Below are 14,254 nucleotides of genomic sequence, written 5' to 3' on the forward strand. Positions count from 1 at the left end.
TGGTCTCGTGTTCGACAGCGTCGGCTGGGGCGAGATCCTCGTGTTGGTCGTGGCCGGGCTGTTCATCCTCGGTCCCGAGCGGCTTCCGTCCGCCGCGGCCTGGGTGGGCCGCTCGGTTCGGCAGGTCAGGGAGTTCGCGAACGGGGCGCGTGATCAGCTCCGTGGCGAGCTCGGTCCGGAGTTCGACGAGCTGCGCAAACCGCTCGAGGAACTGCGTGGGCTGAGGGATCTCCATCCCCGCAACGCGATGCGGCGCGCGTTGTTGGACGACCCGGATCCCAAGCCCAATGGATTCGCGCCCGCGCCGGGCCTGCCGGCGAGCAACGGCAGCCCGCAGCCTCATCCGGCCGCGCCTCCGTCGCGTCCCACGCTGTCGAAGAACGAGCGGCCCCCGATCGACCCGGACGCCACCTGAACACCCGTTGATCGAGCCGGGGAGATCACCGCAATCGGCCCGTGAGCCGAGCGTCATCTCACGTCCGGAGCGACGGCGTCGGCGATCGCAGCGGTGTCCCAGTAGAACGGGCGGATCTCGGTGATGCGGCCGGCTCTCACGGCGATGGTCTGCAGGATCGGGAATCGGAGCTCGCGGCCGGTGGCGCGGGCTCGGGCCTTGACCTGCGTGAGCACGACGATCGGTACGCCCACTGCCAGGTAGTCCTGCTGGAGCATCTCGAACACCTCCCACGTCCTGCTCATCGCGACGAAGAACCGCTCGATGCCCTCGTGGCCGCGCCAGGTGCCGCCGTACGGGAGCGCCTCGGCCTGATGCAGGACGACGTCCGGGGCGAAGAACGGTGCGAGCGGCTCGAAGCTCGCCGCGCCTGCTCCGCGTGCGGCGAGATACTCCGCTTCGGCCGCGTACATCCCCGTCAACACGGTCATCGCCTCGCTGGTCGCCGTGGCACTCATGGCGCCAGCGTGGCTGCTCGCGCCGGACGGATCCGGCGGTAATCGGACGTCGCGGCGGTCAGCCGTCGGAGCGGCCCGGCCCGGCTGCCTGTTGGAAGGCGTGGGCGGCCGCCAGCACCGCGTTGTCGGCGTGGCGCGGTCCCACGATCTGCAGTCCGACGGGCAGGCCGTCCGAGGTGAATCCGCACGGCACGCTCGCCGCGGGCTGCTGGGTCATGTTGAACGGGTAGGTGAACGGCGTCCACGACGTCCAGCGCTTGCGCGGCCACCCCGACGGGACCTCCACGCCCGCCTCGAAGGCCGGGATCGGCAGCGTCGGGGTGAGCAGCAGGTCGTAGCGCGAGTGGAACTCGCCCATCAGCGTGCCGAGATCGTTGCGCACGGCCATCGCCTCGACGTACTCCAGGGCCGTGGCACCGGCCATCCGCTCGGCGCTCTCGACCAGCCCGGGGTCCATCGTCGCCCGCTCGGCCGGCCCCAGGTGGGCCATGGACTTCGCGGCGCCGACGAACCAGAGCAGCTCGAAGGCCTCCACCGGGTCGCCGAATCCCGGGTCGGCCACTTCGACCTCGGCTCCCATGGCACGGAACACCTCGACCGCGGCCGTGAAGGCTGCCGCGACCTCGGGGTGCACGTCGACGTACCCGAGCGTGCGGCTGGCCGCCACCCGCAGCCCGGCGACGGGTGTGTTCAGCGCGGCGACCGCCGAGTCCGTTGGCGCGAGTGCCCAGGGGTCCCGTGTGTCGACGCCCGAAATGACGTCGAGCAGCAGTGCCGCGTCGGCAGCCGTGCGTGCCATCGGCCCGATGTGGGCGAGCGTGCCGTACGGGCTCGCGGGGTAGGCCGGCACCCTGCCGTAGGTGGGCTTGTGCCCGGTGATGCCGCAGAACCCGGCCGGGATCCGCACCGAGCCGCCGCCGTCGGTGCCCAGGCTGAGCGGCCCCATCCCGAGCTGGATCGCGGCGGCGCTGCCGCCGGAGGAGCCGCCCGCGGTGCGGGCCGGGTTCCACGGGTTGCGCGTCACCCCGGTGAGCGAGCAGTCGGTGACGCCCTTCCAGCCCAGCTCCGGTGTGGTGGTCTTGCCGAACACCACGCCGTTGTGGTCGCGCACCCGGGCCACCGATGGCGCATCGACGTTCCACGGTCCGTTCCGGTCGATGGTGCGGGAACCACGCAGCGTCGGCCAGCCGTCGGTGAGCAGCACGTCCTTGATCGAGACCGGTACGCCGTCCAGCAAGCCGACGGGCTCGCCCCGTGCCCACCGCTCCTCGGACCGGGCGGCACTCGCGAGCGCCGCGTCCTCGTCGATCAGGCAGAAGGCGTTGACCTCGCCGTCCCGCTCCGCCACACGGTCGAGGACAGCCCTGGTCGCCTCCACCGGGGACAGCTCGCCCGCCCGGTAGGCGGCCAGCAGCTCGGTGGCGGTGAGGTCGGCGGCCGAGCGCGACCGATCACCGATCGCCCCACCGCCGACGGCGCCAGCGGTCGCTCCACTCATCAGGTTCCTCCGGTCACGTAGCCCAGGGTCTTGTCGACGACGTTGCGCAGCGGTTCTCCGGCGCGGTAGCGGGCGAGGTTCTCGGCGAACACCTCCATGAGCTCCTCGCGCCACCCGAGCACGTCGCCGGACATGTGCGGCGAGACGATCACGCCGGGGAGATCCCACAGCGGACTGTCCGGCGGGAGCGGCTCGCTCGCGAAGACGTCGAGGGCGGCGCCGGCGATGTGCCCGCCGCGCAGCGCGTCCACCAGATCGGATTCGACGACGAGCCCGCCACGCCCGACGTTGATCACGCGTGCCGACGGGCGCAGCGCGGCGAGTGCGGCCGCGTCGAGCATGCCGCGGGTGGCTTCCGTGAGCGGCGCCGCTAGCACGAGCCAGTCGGCGCGGGGCAGCAGGCCGGGGAGCGCACCCGCCTCGTGCACCCCCTCGGACGCGCTGCGGCCGACCAGCTCCACCCGCATGCCGACGGCCGTGACCATCCGGGCGATCGCGCGTCCGATCGGTCCGCCGCCCACCACGACCGCGCAGGTGCCTGCCACGCGCTCGCTGTCGCGGTGGCGCCACTCGCGCCGCTGCTGGGCGGCGAAGGTGGTGGGCAGGTCCTTGGCCATCGCGAGCACGAGTCCGAGCACGTACTCCGCCATGGGCACGTCGAAGACGCCGCGGGAGTTGGTGAGCGTCACCGCGGAGTCGAGCAGCTCGGGGAAGATCAGCCGGTCGACGCCGGCGCTGGCGGTGTGCACCCAGCGCAGGGTGTCCGCCGCTGGCCACGCGTGACGTACCGCGTCGGAGGTGAAGTCCCAGACGAGCAGCACCTCGGTGCCGGGAAGGGCGTCGCTCAGGGTCTTGTCGGTGGCGAAGCGAACCTCGTCGCCTTCGATGCCGGGCGGGCGATCCTCCGCGTGCAGTACCGTGATCGTCGGGTGCGACCGCTGACCTGGGGAAACGGGCAAAACGGATACCTTCCCAGTCGGAGGCCGACTGTTGACACGCTAGGAAGCTCTCGTATTATTGTCAACAATCCGCGGTGTTGCGGGACCCGTCGGATGGAGTCGCTCATGCCGAAGTTCCTCCGCATCACTCTGGCTCGCCGCGGCGTCTCGTGTGTGGCCGAGCTGCTCGAGAAGGATGCTCCGCGCACCTGCGCCGCGGTCTGGGACGCGCTGGCCGACGGGCCGCTCGGCGGCGAGGCCCAGCACGCCAAGTACGCACGCAACGAGGTCTACACGATGGTGCCTCGCTTCGCGCACATCGGCCGCGAGAACCCCACGGTCACTCCGATCCCGGGCGACGTCTGCCTGTTCGACTTCGCGGGCGGGATGCTCGACGCCGCGTTCAAGGCCGACCAGGGAATCGACGCCGAGGACGGCGCCATCGACCTCGCGATCTTCTACGGCCGCAACAACCTCCTGATCAACGGCGACGTCGGCTGGGTCCCCGGCAACGTCTTCGCCACGATCGTCGAGGACCTCGCCCCGATGGCCGAGGCGTGCCACGACGTGTGGCGCTCGGGCAGTGCCGGCGAACGGCTGACGTACGAACGTTTCGATCCGGACATCCGGTAGGCAGCCATGCCCACCGAGCTGTCGGTGGGGCTCGCCGAGCCTGCTCATCAGCACGGCATCGGCGTGGTCGCACCCTTCGACTTCGCGCTCGACCGCGAACTGTGGCGATGGGTCCCCGAGGACGTCTCGCTCTACCTCACGAGGCTCCCGTTCTTCACCACGCCGGTCACCGTCGAGATGGCGGTGGCGTGTGGCGACCGGCGCGCACTGCGCCGTGCCACGCGTGACGTCCTCACCCCCGAACCGGCTGTCGTCGCCTATGCCTGTACGTCGGGGAGCTTCGTCGAGGGCGCCGCGGGCGAGGAGGTGCTTCGCCGCACGATGGTGGGCGCTGGAGCGCCCACGGCCTGCACCACGTCCGGGGCGCTGATCGACGCGCTCAAGGTCCTCGGAATCACGCGACTCGCGATCGCCACGCCGTACGTCGAGCCGGTCACGCGCCGGCTCGTGAACTACCTCGCCGAGCACGGCGTGCAGACGGTGTCCTGCGAGGGGCTGGGACTGCTCGGCAACATCTGGCGGGTCAGCTACGCCGAGATCGTCGAGATCGTGCGCTCCGTCGATGCCGACGACGCCGAGGGACTGTTCATCAGCTGCACCAACCTGCCCAGCTACGACCTCATCGAGCCGCTCGAGCTGGCCCTCGACAAGCCGGTGCTCACTGCCAACCAGGTCACCATGTGGGCTGCGCTGCGGTCGATGGGCCGGGAAGCGATCGGCGGTGGACGTCTGCTGCGTGCCGGGGTACCCCACCTGGAACCGGGAGCGGCATGACCTCACCTGCACCGGCAGTGACTGTCGGCATCCTCTACCCCGGCTACTCGGCCGAGGACGACTACCCGTGCGCGGAGACGCTGCTGGGTACGCCGCCGGTGCGGCTGCCGCTCGTCCACACCGAGATGCGCGAGGACGCCCACCGCGTCGACGCGCTGCTGGGCATCGGCGCGGACGACGTCCTCGCCGCGGGGGTCAGGGCGCTGCAGCAGAGCGGGGCAGGCCCGCTCGACTCGGTGATGTGGGCCTGCACCAGCGGGAGCTTCGTGTTCGGTCGTGAAGGTGCAGCCGCGCAGGTCGCTGCGCTGGAGGCGGTGGCGGGGGTGCCGGCGTCGAGCACCTCGTTCGCCTTCGTCGACGCCTGCGCGCGCCTCGGCGTCACCAGGGTCGCCATCGGCGCCACCTACCCCGACGAGGTCGCGGAGCGGTTCGTGGTGTTCCTCGCCGGAGCCGGCATCGACGTGCTCTCGCTGTCGACGCGCGGGATCGTCACAGCGGCAGAGGTCGGCACGCTCCCGCCCGCCGCCGTGCTGGAGTTCGCGGCTGCCGCCGACCATGCCGACGCGGAGGCCGTGCTGCTGCCCGACACCGCGCTGCACACGATCGCGCAGCTCGACGCGCTCGACGACCGCGTCGGCAAACCGGTGCTCACGGCCAACCAGGTGAGCATCTGGCAGGGTCTGCGGCTCGCGGGTGCCGACACCTCGCGCGCCGGGCTGGGTAGCCTGTTCGCCCACACCGCCACCGGTTCGACCAGCCGGGCGTGATGGGAGGACCGGGTGGACCTGAGTGATCTGGAGCCGGTGGAGCGCCGCTCCACTGCGGCGATCGTCGCCGACCGGATCCGCGAAGCGATCATGCGAGGCACCCTGCCGCAAGGCGCCCAGCTGGGAGAGGTCGAGCTCGCCACGCGGCTGGGAGTGAGCCGGGGTCCGCTGCGAGAGGCCATGCAGCGACTGGTCGCCGAGGGGCTGCTGCGCAGCGAACGGCACCGCGGGCTCTTCGTGCGTGACCTCGACGAGGCGGACGTGCGCGACGTCTACACGGCCCGCACCGCCGTCGAGCGTGCCGCGGGCCTGCTCGTGATGGCCGGTGACCGCGCCGCCGCCGCCGACCGCCTGACCGCGGCCCTCGACGCGATGGAGGAGGTGGCGGACGACCCCGTCGCGCTGGCGGACGCCGACCACGCGTTCCATGCCGAGTTCGTCGCGGCGTCCGGCAGCCCGCGGCTGCTGAGGATGGCGGACGCACTGCTCGTCGAGACCAGGATGTGCCTGGCCGCGCTGCAGGACACCGCGCCACCGGCGGACGCTCTGCTGGCCGAGCACCGCGAGCTGCGCGATGCCGTGCGCGACGGCGACGCCGAGCGACTGGCCGTGGTGCTGGAGGAACACATGGCCGACGCGGTGGAGCGCATCCTCGCGCCGCGCGCCGCGGCGCCGTCGCTCACCCCGGCCAAACCGCCGTCGATCGCCACGGCCACGCCGCCGCCCGCGGTTCCCGCCTGACCCGCACCAGCGCGGGGCGCCCGGCGGTCGATGACTTCCGCAGGTGGCCGTGGTCAACTCGGGCATGAGCATCTCCGACGCCCTCCCCACTCCCGCAGAGCCGATGACCTTTCTCGTGGACGGGGCCATGACCGGCCAGTTCGAGGGCCGCGACCACGGCGGCACCGTCTCCGTCATCCTCGTCAGCACCGACCAACCAGGGGCCGGGCCTGCACTGCACCAGCACCCCTACGACGAGACGTTCGTGGTGCACGGTGGCGAAGCGGAGTTCACCGTGGCCGGCCGGGTGCTGGTCGTCCGTTCCGGCCAGGTCGTCGTCGTCCCGCCGATGACCCCGCACAAGTTCACCAACATCGGCACCGCGCGGTTGGTGATGACCAACATCCACGCGAACGATCACTTCATCACGGAGTGGCTGTAGCAGCGCTCCCGGATTCCGGCTGGGGGGACTATGCTCCTCGATTGTCGACAATTGACAATCCTTGAGGAGGGCGCATGGCTCAGCTGTCCCCGGCTCTGACGCAGGCCACACCGGTGCTGGCAGCCCGAGGTGAGGGCGTCCATCTGATCGACACAGAGGGGCGGCGCTACCTGGACTTCACGGCCGGCATCGGCGTCACCAGCACGGGCCACTGCCATCCCCGTGTGGTCGCGGCGGCTCAGGAGCAGGTGGCCACCCTCATCCACGGCCAATACACCACCGTCATGCACCAGCCGCTGCTGCGGCTCGCAGAGCGCCTGGGAGACGTGCTGCCGGCGGGGCTGGACAGCCTGTTCTTCGCGAACTCGGGCAGTGAGGCGGTCGAGGCGTCGGTGCGGCTGGCCCGCCAGGCCACCGGCAGGCCGCTGATCGTCGCCTTCGAGGGCGGCTTCCACGGGCGCACGATGGGCGCGGCCGCGCTCACGACGTCAGGAGCGAAGATCCGGGCCGGCATCGGGCCCATGATGGGCGGCGTCGAGTTCGCCCCGTTCCCCTACGCCTTCCGCTACGGCTGGAACGAGGAGGAGACCGTTGCGTTCTGTCTGCGTGAGCTCGACCGGCTCCTCGTCACCGCGGCTCCCGCTGCCGACGTCGCGGCCTTCCTGATCGAGCCGGTGCTCGGGGAGGGCGGCTACGTGCCCACCCCACCCGCCTTCCTCGCCGGCCTGCGGGAACGCGCCGACGCGCGCGGGATCCTGCTGATCGCCGACGAGGTGCAGACCGGCTTCGGCCGGACCGGCCGGTTCTGGGGCCACGAGCACACGCCGGGCGTCCGTCCCGACATCTTGATCACGGCGAAGGGCCTCGCCAGCGGCTTCCCGCTCTCCGGGATCGCGGCCTCCACCGAGCTCATGAGCAAGGCGTGGCCGGGCTCGCAAGGCGGCACGTACGGCGGCAACGCGGTGGCCTGCGCCGCCGCGCTCGCCACCATCGACGTGATCGAGGAGGAGGGGCTCGTCGCCAACGCCGCCGAGCAGGGGGTGCGCCTGCTGGAGGGCGCACGCAAGGTGGCTGCCGACCACACAGGGGTCGCCGACGTCCGGGGGCTGGGTCTCATGGTGGGCAACGAGTTCTGCACGCCGGACGGCTCGCCCGACACCGCCGCCGCCACCCGTGCCCACGCCGCGGCCGCCGAGGTCGGGCTACTTCTGCTGACGTGTGGGCCGTACGCGAACGTTGTGCGGATGATCCCACCGTTGATCGTCACCACCGAGCAGGTCGACGACGCGATCGGGATGTGGGCTGAGGCGCTGCGCGCCGCCACGTAGCGTTTCCTGCATGTGCGACGAACATGGTGGTCCGGCGGAAGCGCTCGCTGCCGCTCCACGGCTCGCCGAGGGAGCCGCAGTCGATCCGATCGCGCTGCAGCCGGTGGACGAGGTGCGGATCACGACGCTCGTCGACAACGTGTTCGACGCACTGCTGGGCAGCGACGAGCGGGTCTCCCGGGTGAGCCCTGGTCTCGCCTGGGAGCCCGCCGCACAGTTCGAGGGCAGCCGCACCGACCCGGGTCTGCGTGCCGAGCACGGGTTCGCCGCGCTCGTCACGGTGCGCCGTGGCACGAGCACCACCACCCTGCTGTTCGACACCGGGCTGAGCGTCGACGGCATGGTCACCAATGCGTCGCGGATGGACATCGACCTGTCCGACGTGCACGGTGTGGTGCTCAGCCACGGCCACTTCGACCACGCCGGAGGCCTGGTCGGGCTCGCCGGGCGGCGTGGGGCGCGGGCACTGCCGATGGTGCTGCACCCCGGCGCCTGGACGCGCAGGCGGCTGTCCCTGCCGAACAACCACATCTTCGAGATGCCGACGCTGAGCAGGCGCGCTCTGCAGGGTGAGGGTTTCGAGGTGGTCGAGCGCCGGGAGCCGTCGCTGCTGGTCGACGACTGCGTGCTGATCACCGGGGAGGTCGACCGCACCACGGAGTACGAGCGCGGGATGCCGCCGCCCCACCAGGCGTGGACGGGTTCCGGCTGGGAGCACGACGCCCTCGTGCCGGACGACCAGGCTCTGGTGGTGAACGTCCGCGATCGCGGGCTCGTGGTGCTCACGGGCTGCGGGCACGCCGGCGCGATCAACATCGTGCGGCACGCGCAACGGCTCACCGGGGTGGACCGCCTGCACGCGCTGCTCGGCGGCCTGCACCTGAGCGGCCCGTTCTTCGAGCCGGTGATCCCGCCGACGGTCGCCGCGCTCACCGAACTGGCCCCGGCGATGGTGGCGCCGGGTCACTGCACGGGTTGGCGGGCGCAGCACGCATTGGCCGCGGCGCTGCCCGACGCCTGGCTGCCGAGCAGCAGTGGAAGTACGTACCGCCTCGCGGCGTGAGCACTTCCGCTGCTGTGGTGTAGATCACACGTGCTCGGTTACGGTGGCGCTTCCACTCCCGGAGGTGCCCGATGACCAGCAAGGACACCGCGGTGCCGATGCACCGGGTCGCGACCGCCTCGTTCGCCGGCACGACGATCGAGTTCTACGACTTCTTCATCTACGGCACCGCGGCCGCCCTGGTGTTCGCGCCGGTGTTCTTCCCGGCGCTCGGCACGGCAGCCGGCACGGTGGCTGCGTTCGCGACGTTCGGGGTCGCGTTCTTCTTCCGGCCGGTCGGCTCCATCCTCTTCGGCCACTTCGGTGACCGGCTCGGGCGCAAGCGCACCCTGGTCGCCACCCTGCTGCTGATGGGGCTGTCGACGTTCGCCATCGGCCTGCTGCCCTCCGCCGAGATGATCGGGGTGCTCGCGCCGGTCGTCCTCGTGGTGCTGCGTGCCCTGCAGGGTCTCGCCGTGGGCGGCGAGTGGGCGGGTGCCGCGTTGCTCACCACGGAGTACGCACCGGCGCACAAGCGCGGGCTCTACAGCATGTTCCCGCAGCTGGGGCCGGGTATCGCGCTGGCGCTTTCGTCGATGACGTTCCTCGTCACCACGCTCACCCTGAGCCCGGAGGCGTTCCGCGAGTGGGGCTGGCGGCTTCCGTTCCTGATCAGCATCCTGCTCGTCGCCGTCGGGCTCTACATCCGGCTGAAGGTCGACGAGACGCCGGTGTTCCGCCGGGTCGAGTCACGCAACGAGCAGGTGCGCCTGCCGTTCGTGACGGCACTGCGTCACCAGTGGCGCGAGGTCCTGCTGACCGGCGGCACGCTCACGATGATCTTCGCGTTCTTCTACATCGGCTCGGTGTATCTCATGAGCTACGCAAGCTCCGCCCCCGGTCACGGTGTGCTCGGGCTCTCCCGGCCCACGGTGCTCGTCGGCGCCCTGATCGGTGCTCTCGTGTTCGCCGGGACGTGTGTGCTCTCGGCGTTGTGGTCCGACCGGCACGGCAGGCGGCGCGTGATCCTCGTCGGCAACGTGCTGGCCGTGGTGGCCGGGCCGCTCGCCTTCGCGATCATGCAGCCCGGCAATGCCGTGTCCTTCGTGATCGGGATGGTGCTGCTGATGGTGGTGGTCGGCATCCCCTACGGGCCCGCCGCCGCCTACCTGCCGGAGATCTTCGCCGCCCGGTACCGCTACACCGGGGCCGGGATGGGCTACAACCTCGCGGGGATCGTCGGCGGCGCCATTCCGCTGATCGTGGCGCCGCCGCTGACCGCGGCGTTCGGCGGCATCGGTGTCGGGATCTACCTGGCGGCGCTGGGCCTGCTCAGCGTGCTGTGCGTCCTCGTCCTTCCCGAGACGAAGGACGAGGTGCTGGACGGCACGGTGCCGGCATCTGCCCCGGCCTGAGGGCTGCTACTTCCGGACCGGGCTGATGTTCAGGCTCATCCCCGCGAGCCCGCGCGCACGCGTGGTGAGCCTGTCGGCCACCCCGCGCAGAGCGACGGCCGCGGGTGACTCCGGCTCGGCCAGCACGAGCGGGGTGCCGGAGTCGCCGCATTCGCGCAGGCGCGTCTCCAAGGGCACCTGACCGAGCAGCGGCACCGGGGCGCCCAGGGTGCGGGTGAGGGAGTCGGCCACCGTCTGGCCGCCGCCGGCACCGAAGACCTCCATGCGGGTGCCGTCGGGGAGCTCCATCCACGACATGTTCTCGACGACGCCGGCGAGCCGCTGGCGGGTCTGCAGGGCGATCGACCCGGCCCGCTCGGCCACCTCGGCCGCAGCCATCTGCGGTGTGGTGACCACGAGCAGCTCCGCGCTCGGCACGAGCTGGGCCGTGGAGATCGCGATGTCACCCGTGCCGGGGGGCAGGTCGAGCAGCAGGACGTCGAGGTCGCCCCAGAACACGTCGGCGAGGAACTGCTGCAGCGCGCGGTGCAGCATCGGGCCGCGCCACACCACCGCGTCGTTGCCGGGGGTGAACATGCCGATCGAGATGACCTTCACGCCGTGGGACTGCGGCGGCATGATCATGTTCTCGACCTTGGTGGGCCGCGCGGACGTGCCGAGCATCCGGGGCACCGAGTGCCCGTAGATGTCGGCGTCGACCACACCCACGGAGAGGCCCTTGGCCGCCATCGCAGCCGCCAGGTTGACGGTGACGGACGACTTGCCGACGCCGCCCTTGCCGGAGGCCACGCAGTAGACGCGGGTGAGCGAGCCGGGCTGCGCGAACGGGATGACCGGCTCGGCGGAGTCGCCACGCAGGCTGCGGCGCAGCTGGGTGCGCTGCTCGTCGCTCATCACGTCGAGCTCGACGTCGACACCGGTGATGCCCTCGACGGCGGACACCGCTGCGGTGACGCGCTTGGTGATGGTGTCGCGCATCGGACAGCCCGCGACCGTGAGGTACACCCCGATCTGCGCACGACCGTCGGCGAGCACCACGACGCTTTTCACCATGCCGAGCTCGGTGATCGGGCGGTGGATCTCCGGGTCGTCGACGGTGGCGAGCGCCGCATGCACGGCCTGCTCGGTGGTGGTGGTGTTGCCGGTGGTGGACATCAGAGGTTCCGCTGCACCTTCCTGCGACTTTGCTTGCCCGTGACCTTGTCACGACCGTTTCCATGTTACGTCTGTGCTCTTGCGGTGCGACGTCCGTAGCATCGTCCGCCGTGACGGACACCGCCGCCCACGCGCCGCCCGCCGAAACCCCTGCGCGGACGGGACGACATTCGCCCACCCGCGAGCAGCTCGACTCGTGGCGCACGTTCCTTCGGGCACACGCCACGATCACCCGCGCTCTGGAGACCGAGCTGGTGGCGGAGCAGAAGCTCTCGCTGGCAGCGTACGACGTGCTGGTCCAGCTCGCCGAGGCTCCCGACCGGCGGCTGCGGATGACGGAGCTCGCCGACGCCGTGCTCCTGTCGCGCTCCGGCGTGACGCGGCTGGTGGACAGGCTGGAGAAGTCCGGCCTGGTCGCGCGGTGTCCGGTGGAGAGCGACGGGCGCGGCGTCGCTGCCGAGCTCACCCAGGCGGGCCTGCTCCGCCTGCGCACGGCGTCGCGCACCCATCTCTACGGGATCGTGCGGTACTTCGTCGAGAAACTGGACGGTGAGGAGCTCGGCGCGCTGGAACGGATCAGTCGTCGGCTGGCCGAGTGACCGTGGCCGCGGCCCCGTCGGTGTCCGGGCCACGCCGGGACCGATCCGTGCTCGTCCTGCCGGGGCGAGCCTTCTCGGGCGCAGGCTTGTCCGGGTGGGTCTTCCCGTTGATCCTCTCGGCGAGCCTGTCCAGCTCGCTGCGCAGGTAGTCCCTGGTGGCCACCTCGCCCAGCGCGATCCGCAGGGCGGCGAGCTCTCGCGCGAGGTATTCGGTATCCGCCTTCGTCTGTGCCGCGCGAGCTCGGTCCTCCTCGAGTGACACGCGGTCACGGTCGTCCTGCCGGTTCTGCGCCAGCAGGATCAGCGGCGCCGCGTAGGCCGCCTGCGTGGAGAAGGCCAGGTTGAGCAGGATGAACGGATAAGGGTCCCAGTGCCAGACGAACGCGGTGAGGTTCAGCGTGATCCACACGAGCACGATCACGCTCTGGATCGCGAGGAAGCGGCCGGTGCCGAGGAACCGGGCGACGCGTTCCGACAGCCGGGGGAACCAGTCCGGGTCGACCTCGAACCGGGTTCGGCTGATGCGCGGCTGGTCGAGCCTGCGCGACGTGATGATCTCAGGCATCCGCCACCTCGGATTCAGCGTCGTCGGGCTCCCGGTCCGACGCGACGTCGGGGTCGTTCAGCCGGTCGCGCCAGTCGGGCGGGAGCAGGTGGTCGAGCACGTCGTCGACGGTGACGGCCCCGAGCAGGTGGTCCTCGCTGTCGACCACGGGCCCCGCTACCAGGTTGTACGCGGCGAAGTAGCGGGTGATCTCGCCGAGTGTCGCGTCCGGGGTGAGCCGTGCCAGCTCGGCGTCCACCACCCCGGCCACGAGCTCGGACGGAGCCTCCCGCAGGAGGCGCTGGGCGTGCACGCATCCCAGGTAGCGCCCTGTCGGGGTCTGGGAGGGGGAGCGGCAGACGAACACCATGCTCGCCAGTGCGGGCGGAATGTCCGGGTTGCGGATCCGGGCCAGCGCCTCGGCCACCGTGGCGTCCGGGCGCAGGATGATCGGTTCCGGGGTCATGAGACCACCCGCGGTGTCGGACGAGTACCTCATCAGCCTGCGCACGGGGGCCGACTCGTCGGGCTCCATCAGTGCCAGCAGCGCGTCGGCGTCGGCGTCGGGCAGCTCGTGCAGCAGGTCGGCGGCGTCGTCGGGTGACATCGCCTCGAGCACGTCGGCGGCGCGCTCGGAGTCGAGGTGTCCGAGCAGTTTGCGCTGCTCGTGCTCGGACATCTCCTCGAACACGTCGGCGAGCCGTTCGTCGTCGAGGCCGTCGATCACCTCGTGCTGGCGCTTCTCGGGCAGCTCGGAGAGAGCGGTAGCGACGTCGGCGGGACGCATCGTCTCGAAAACGGCCAGGAGCCCGGCCGTGCCCTGCCGGTCCGAGAGCGACAGACCGGTGACGGCGCTCCATGCCACGACCTGGACCGGTCCGCGACGGGCGAACCCGTGGCGCCGCGCGCGCACCGCGAGCCGCCCGACCACCCAGTCACGCCTGCGGTTGGGCTCGATCGCGGCGTCGACGACAACGGCTTCCTCACCGCTCTCGGCCAGCTTGACCGGGGCGTCGATCAGCTGGCCGACCAGCAGCGTCTCGTTCGGGCGCTGGGCGAAGCGCCGCAGGCTGACCGAACCCGTGGCGAGTGTGACGGCGCCGGGGTCGATGGTCGTGACCCGCAGCATCGGCACGAAGATCCGCCGCCTGGTGGCCATTTCCACCACAACGCCGAGCACGCGCGGCGGACTGGCGTCGACGCGCAACGTGGCCACGAGGTCACGCACCTTGCCGATGCGCTCGCCGTCGGGCCCGAAAACGGCCAGCCCGCTCAGGCGTGCGACGAAGATGCGTTCGGTTCCCACAGGGAAAGACTAAGGCGGATTCCGGGTCCCGTTTCGGTACGACGTGCTCCTGGTGCTCCTCGACACTGGTCGAGCGCTCGGTCACGCATCGCCGGACCTGGCGCGGCGGGCTCGAATATCGCGATTGGCAGACGGGCATAGGGCCTGCCGCCATCACATTTCGGCGGGCTTTGATTGCCGA

At 71.2% G+C, this 14,254-nt stretch carries 16 protein-coding genes; 10 read left to right on the forward strand and 6 right to left on the reverse strand.

Going from position 1 to position 14,254, the window contains the following annotated elements; translation table 11 throughout:
- Positions 1–7 precede the first annotated feature (7 nt).
- Complete coding sequence (tatB, locus tag ACQPZQ_RS05300; RefSeq protein ID WP_433292594.1) at positions 8–415, forward strand: Sec-independent protein translocase protein TatB; 408 nt, start codon at positions 8–10, stop codon at positions 413–415.
- Positions 416–468: 53 nt separating this feature from the next.
- On the opposite strand, the gene ACQPZQ_RS05305 is transcribed toward tatB, so the two are convergent.
- Genes ACQPZQ_RS05305 through ACQPZQ_RS05315 form a run of 3 tightly spaced genes read right to left on the reverse strand, consistent with a single transcriptional unit; the run spans position 469 to position 3,369 of the window.
- Positions 469–912, reverse strand: coding sequence for a nuclear transport factor 2 family protein (locus tag ACQPZQ_RS05305; RefSeq protein ID WP_433292596.1), 444 nt, complete (start codon positions 910–912; stop codon positions 469–471).
- 58 nt (positions 913–970) lie between these two features.
- Positions 971–2,410 (reverse strand): amidase, encoded by a 1,440-nt coding sequence (locus ACQPZQ_RS05310; RefSeq protein ID WP_433292598.1) that lies wholly within the window; start codon positions 2,408–2,410, stop codon positions 971–973.
- Positions 2,410–3,369, reverse strand: a complete 960-nt coding sequence (locus tag ACQPZQ_RS05315; RefSeq protein ID WP_433292600.1) for a D-2-hydroxyacid dehydrogenase — start codon at positions 3,367–3,369, stop codon at positions 2,410–2,412. Before ACQPZQ_RS05315 ends, ACQPZQ_RS05310 begins: the two co-directional genes overlap by 1 nt.
- 105 nt (positions 3,370–3,474) lie before the next feature.
- Between ACQPZQ_RS05315 and ACQPZQ_RS05320 the strand changes: the two genes are divergently transcribed.
- The 8 genes from ACQPZQ_RS05320 (at position 3,475) to ACQPZQ_RS05355 (ending at position 10,469) form a co-directional block, all read left to right on the forward strand.
- On the forward strand, positions 3,475–3,981 hold the full coding sequence (locus ACQPZQ_RS05320) for a DUF3830 family protein (RefSeq protein WP_433292602.1): 507 nt from the start codon (positions 3,475–3,477) through the stop codon (positions 3,979–3,981).
- 6 nt (positions 3,982–3,987) lie between these two features.
- Positions 3,988–4,755: a maleate cis-trans isomerase family protein gene (locus ACQPZQ_RS05325; protein WP_433292604.1), complete on the forward strand. Its 768-nt coding sequence runs from the start codon at positions 3,988–3,990 to the stop codon at positions 4,753–4,755.
- Positions 4,752–5,522 carry a maleate cis-trans isomerase family protein gene (locus ACQPZQ_RS05330; RefSeq protein WP_433292606.1) on the forward strand — a complete coding sequence of 257 codons (771 nt, stop codon included), beginning with the start codon at positions 4,752–4,754 and terminating at the stop codon, positions 5,520–5,522. Before ACQPZQ_RS05325 ends, ACQPZQ_RS05330 begins: the two co-directional genes overlap by 4 nt.
- Positions 5,523–5,534: 12 nt before the next feature.
- Positions 5,535–6,263 carry a GntR family transcriptional regulator gene (locus ACQPZQ_RS05335; protein ID WP_241038844.1) on the forward strand — a complete coding sequence of 243 codons (729 nt, stop codon included), beginning with the start codon at positions 5,535–5,537 and terminating at the stop codon, positions 6,261–6,263.
- 43 nt (positions 6,264–6,306) lie between these two features.
- Positions 6,307–6,684, forward strand: a complete 378-nt coding sequence (locus ACQPZQ_RS05340) for a cupin domain-containing protein (RefSeq protein ID WP_433292608.1) — start codon at positions 6,307–6,309, stop codon at positions 6,682–6,684.
- A gap of 74 nt (positions 6,685–6,758) precedes the next feature.
- Positions 6,759–8,012 carry an aspartate aminotransferase family protein gene (locus tag ACQPZQ_RS05345; RefSeq protein WP_433292610.1) on the forward strand — a complete coding sequence of 418 codons (1,254 nt, stop codon included), beginning with the start codon at positions 6,759–6,761 and terminating at the stop codon, positions 8,010–8,012.
- Positions 8,013–8,022: 10 nt separating this feature from the next.
- Positions 8,023–9,075, forward strand: a complete 1,053-nt coding sequence (locus ACQPZQ_RS05350) for an MBL fold metallo-hydrolase (protein ID WP_433292612.1) — start codon at positions 8,023–8,025, stop codon at positions 9,073–9,075.
- Between the two features lie 71 nt (positions 9,076–9,146).
- Entirely contained in the window at positions 9,147–10,469 is a 1,323-nt protein-coding gene (locus ACQPZQ_RS05355; protein WP_433292614.1) for an MFS transporter, read from the forward strand.
- 6 nt (positions 10,470–10,475) lie between these two features.
- On the opposite strand, the gene ACQPZQ_RS05360 is transcribed toward ACQPZQ_RS05355, so the two are convergent.
- Positions 10,476–11,624, reverse strand: a complete 1,149-nt coding sequence (locus ACQPZQ_RS05360) for an Mrp/NBP35 family ATP-binding protein (protein ID WP_433292616.1) — start codon at positions 11,622–11,624, stop codon at positions 10,476–10,478.
- A gap of 110 nt (positions 11,625–11,734) precedes the next feature.
- On the opposite strand from ACQPZQ_RS05360, the gene ACQPZQ_RS05365 reads away from it, so the two are divergent.
- Positions 11,735–12,223, forward strand: coding sequence for a MarR family winged helix-turn-helix transcriptional regulator (locus tag ACQPZQ_RS05365; protein ID WP_344721757.1), 489 nt, complete (start codon positions 11,735–11,737; stop codon positions 12,221–12,223).
- On the opposite strand, the gene ACQPZQ_RS05370 is transcribed toward ACQPZQ_RS05365, so the two are convergent.
- A complete protein-coding gene (locus ACQPZQ_RS05370) occupies positions 12,201–12,788 on the reverse strand; it encodes a DUF1003 domain-containing protein (protein WP_433292618.1) in 588 nt (195 codons plus the stop codon). The two genes, ACQPZQ_RS05365 and ACQPZQ_RS05370, sit on opposite strands and share 23 nt — an antisense overlap.
- The gene (locus tag ACQPZQ_RS05375) at positions 12,781–14,073 is read right to left on the reverse strand and encodes a magnesium transporter MgtE N-terminal domain-containing protein (RefSeq protein ID WP_433292620.1); all 1,293 of its coding nucleotides are present in this window, start codon (positions 14,071–14,073) and stop codon (positions 12,781–12,783) included. Before ACQPZQ_RS05375 ends, ACQPZQ_RS05370 begins: the two co-directional genes overlap by 8 nt.
- Positions 14,074–14,254: the final 181 nt, after the last annotated feature.

This window comes from Pseudonocardia sp. CA-142604 (genome assembly GCF_050948475.1).
In the GTDB taxonomy this organism is placed as follows: domain Bacteria; phylum Actinomycetota; class Actinomycetes; order Mycobacteriales; family Pseudonocardiaceae; genus Pseudonocardia; species Pseudonocardia alaniniphila.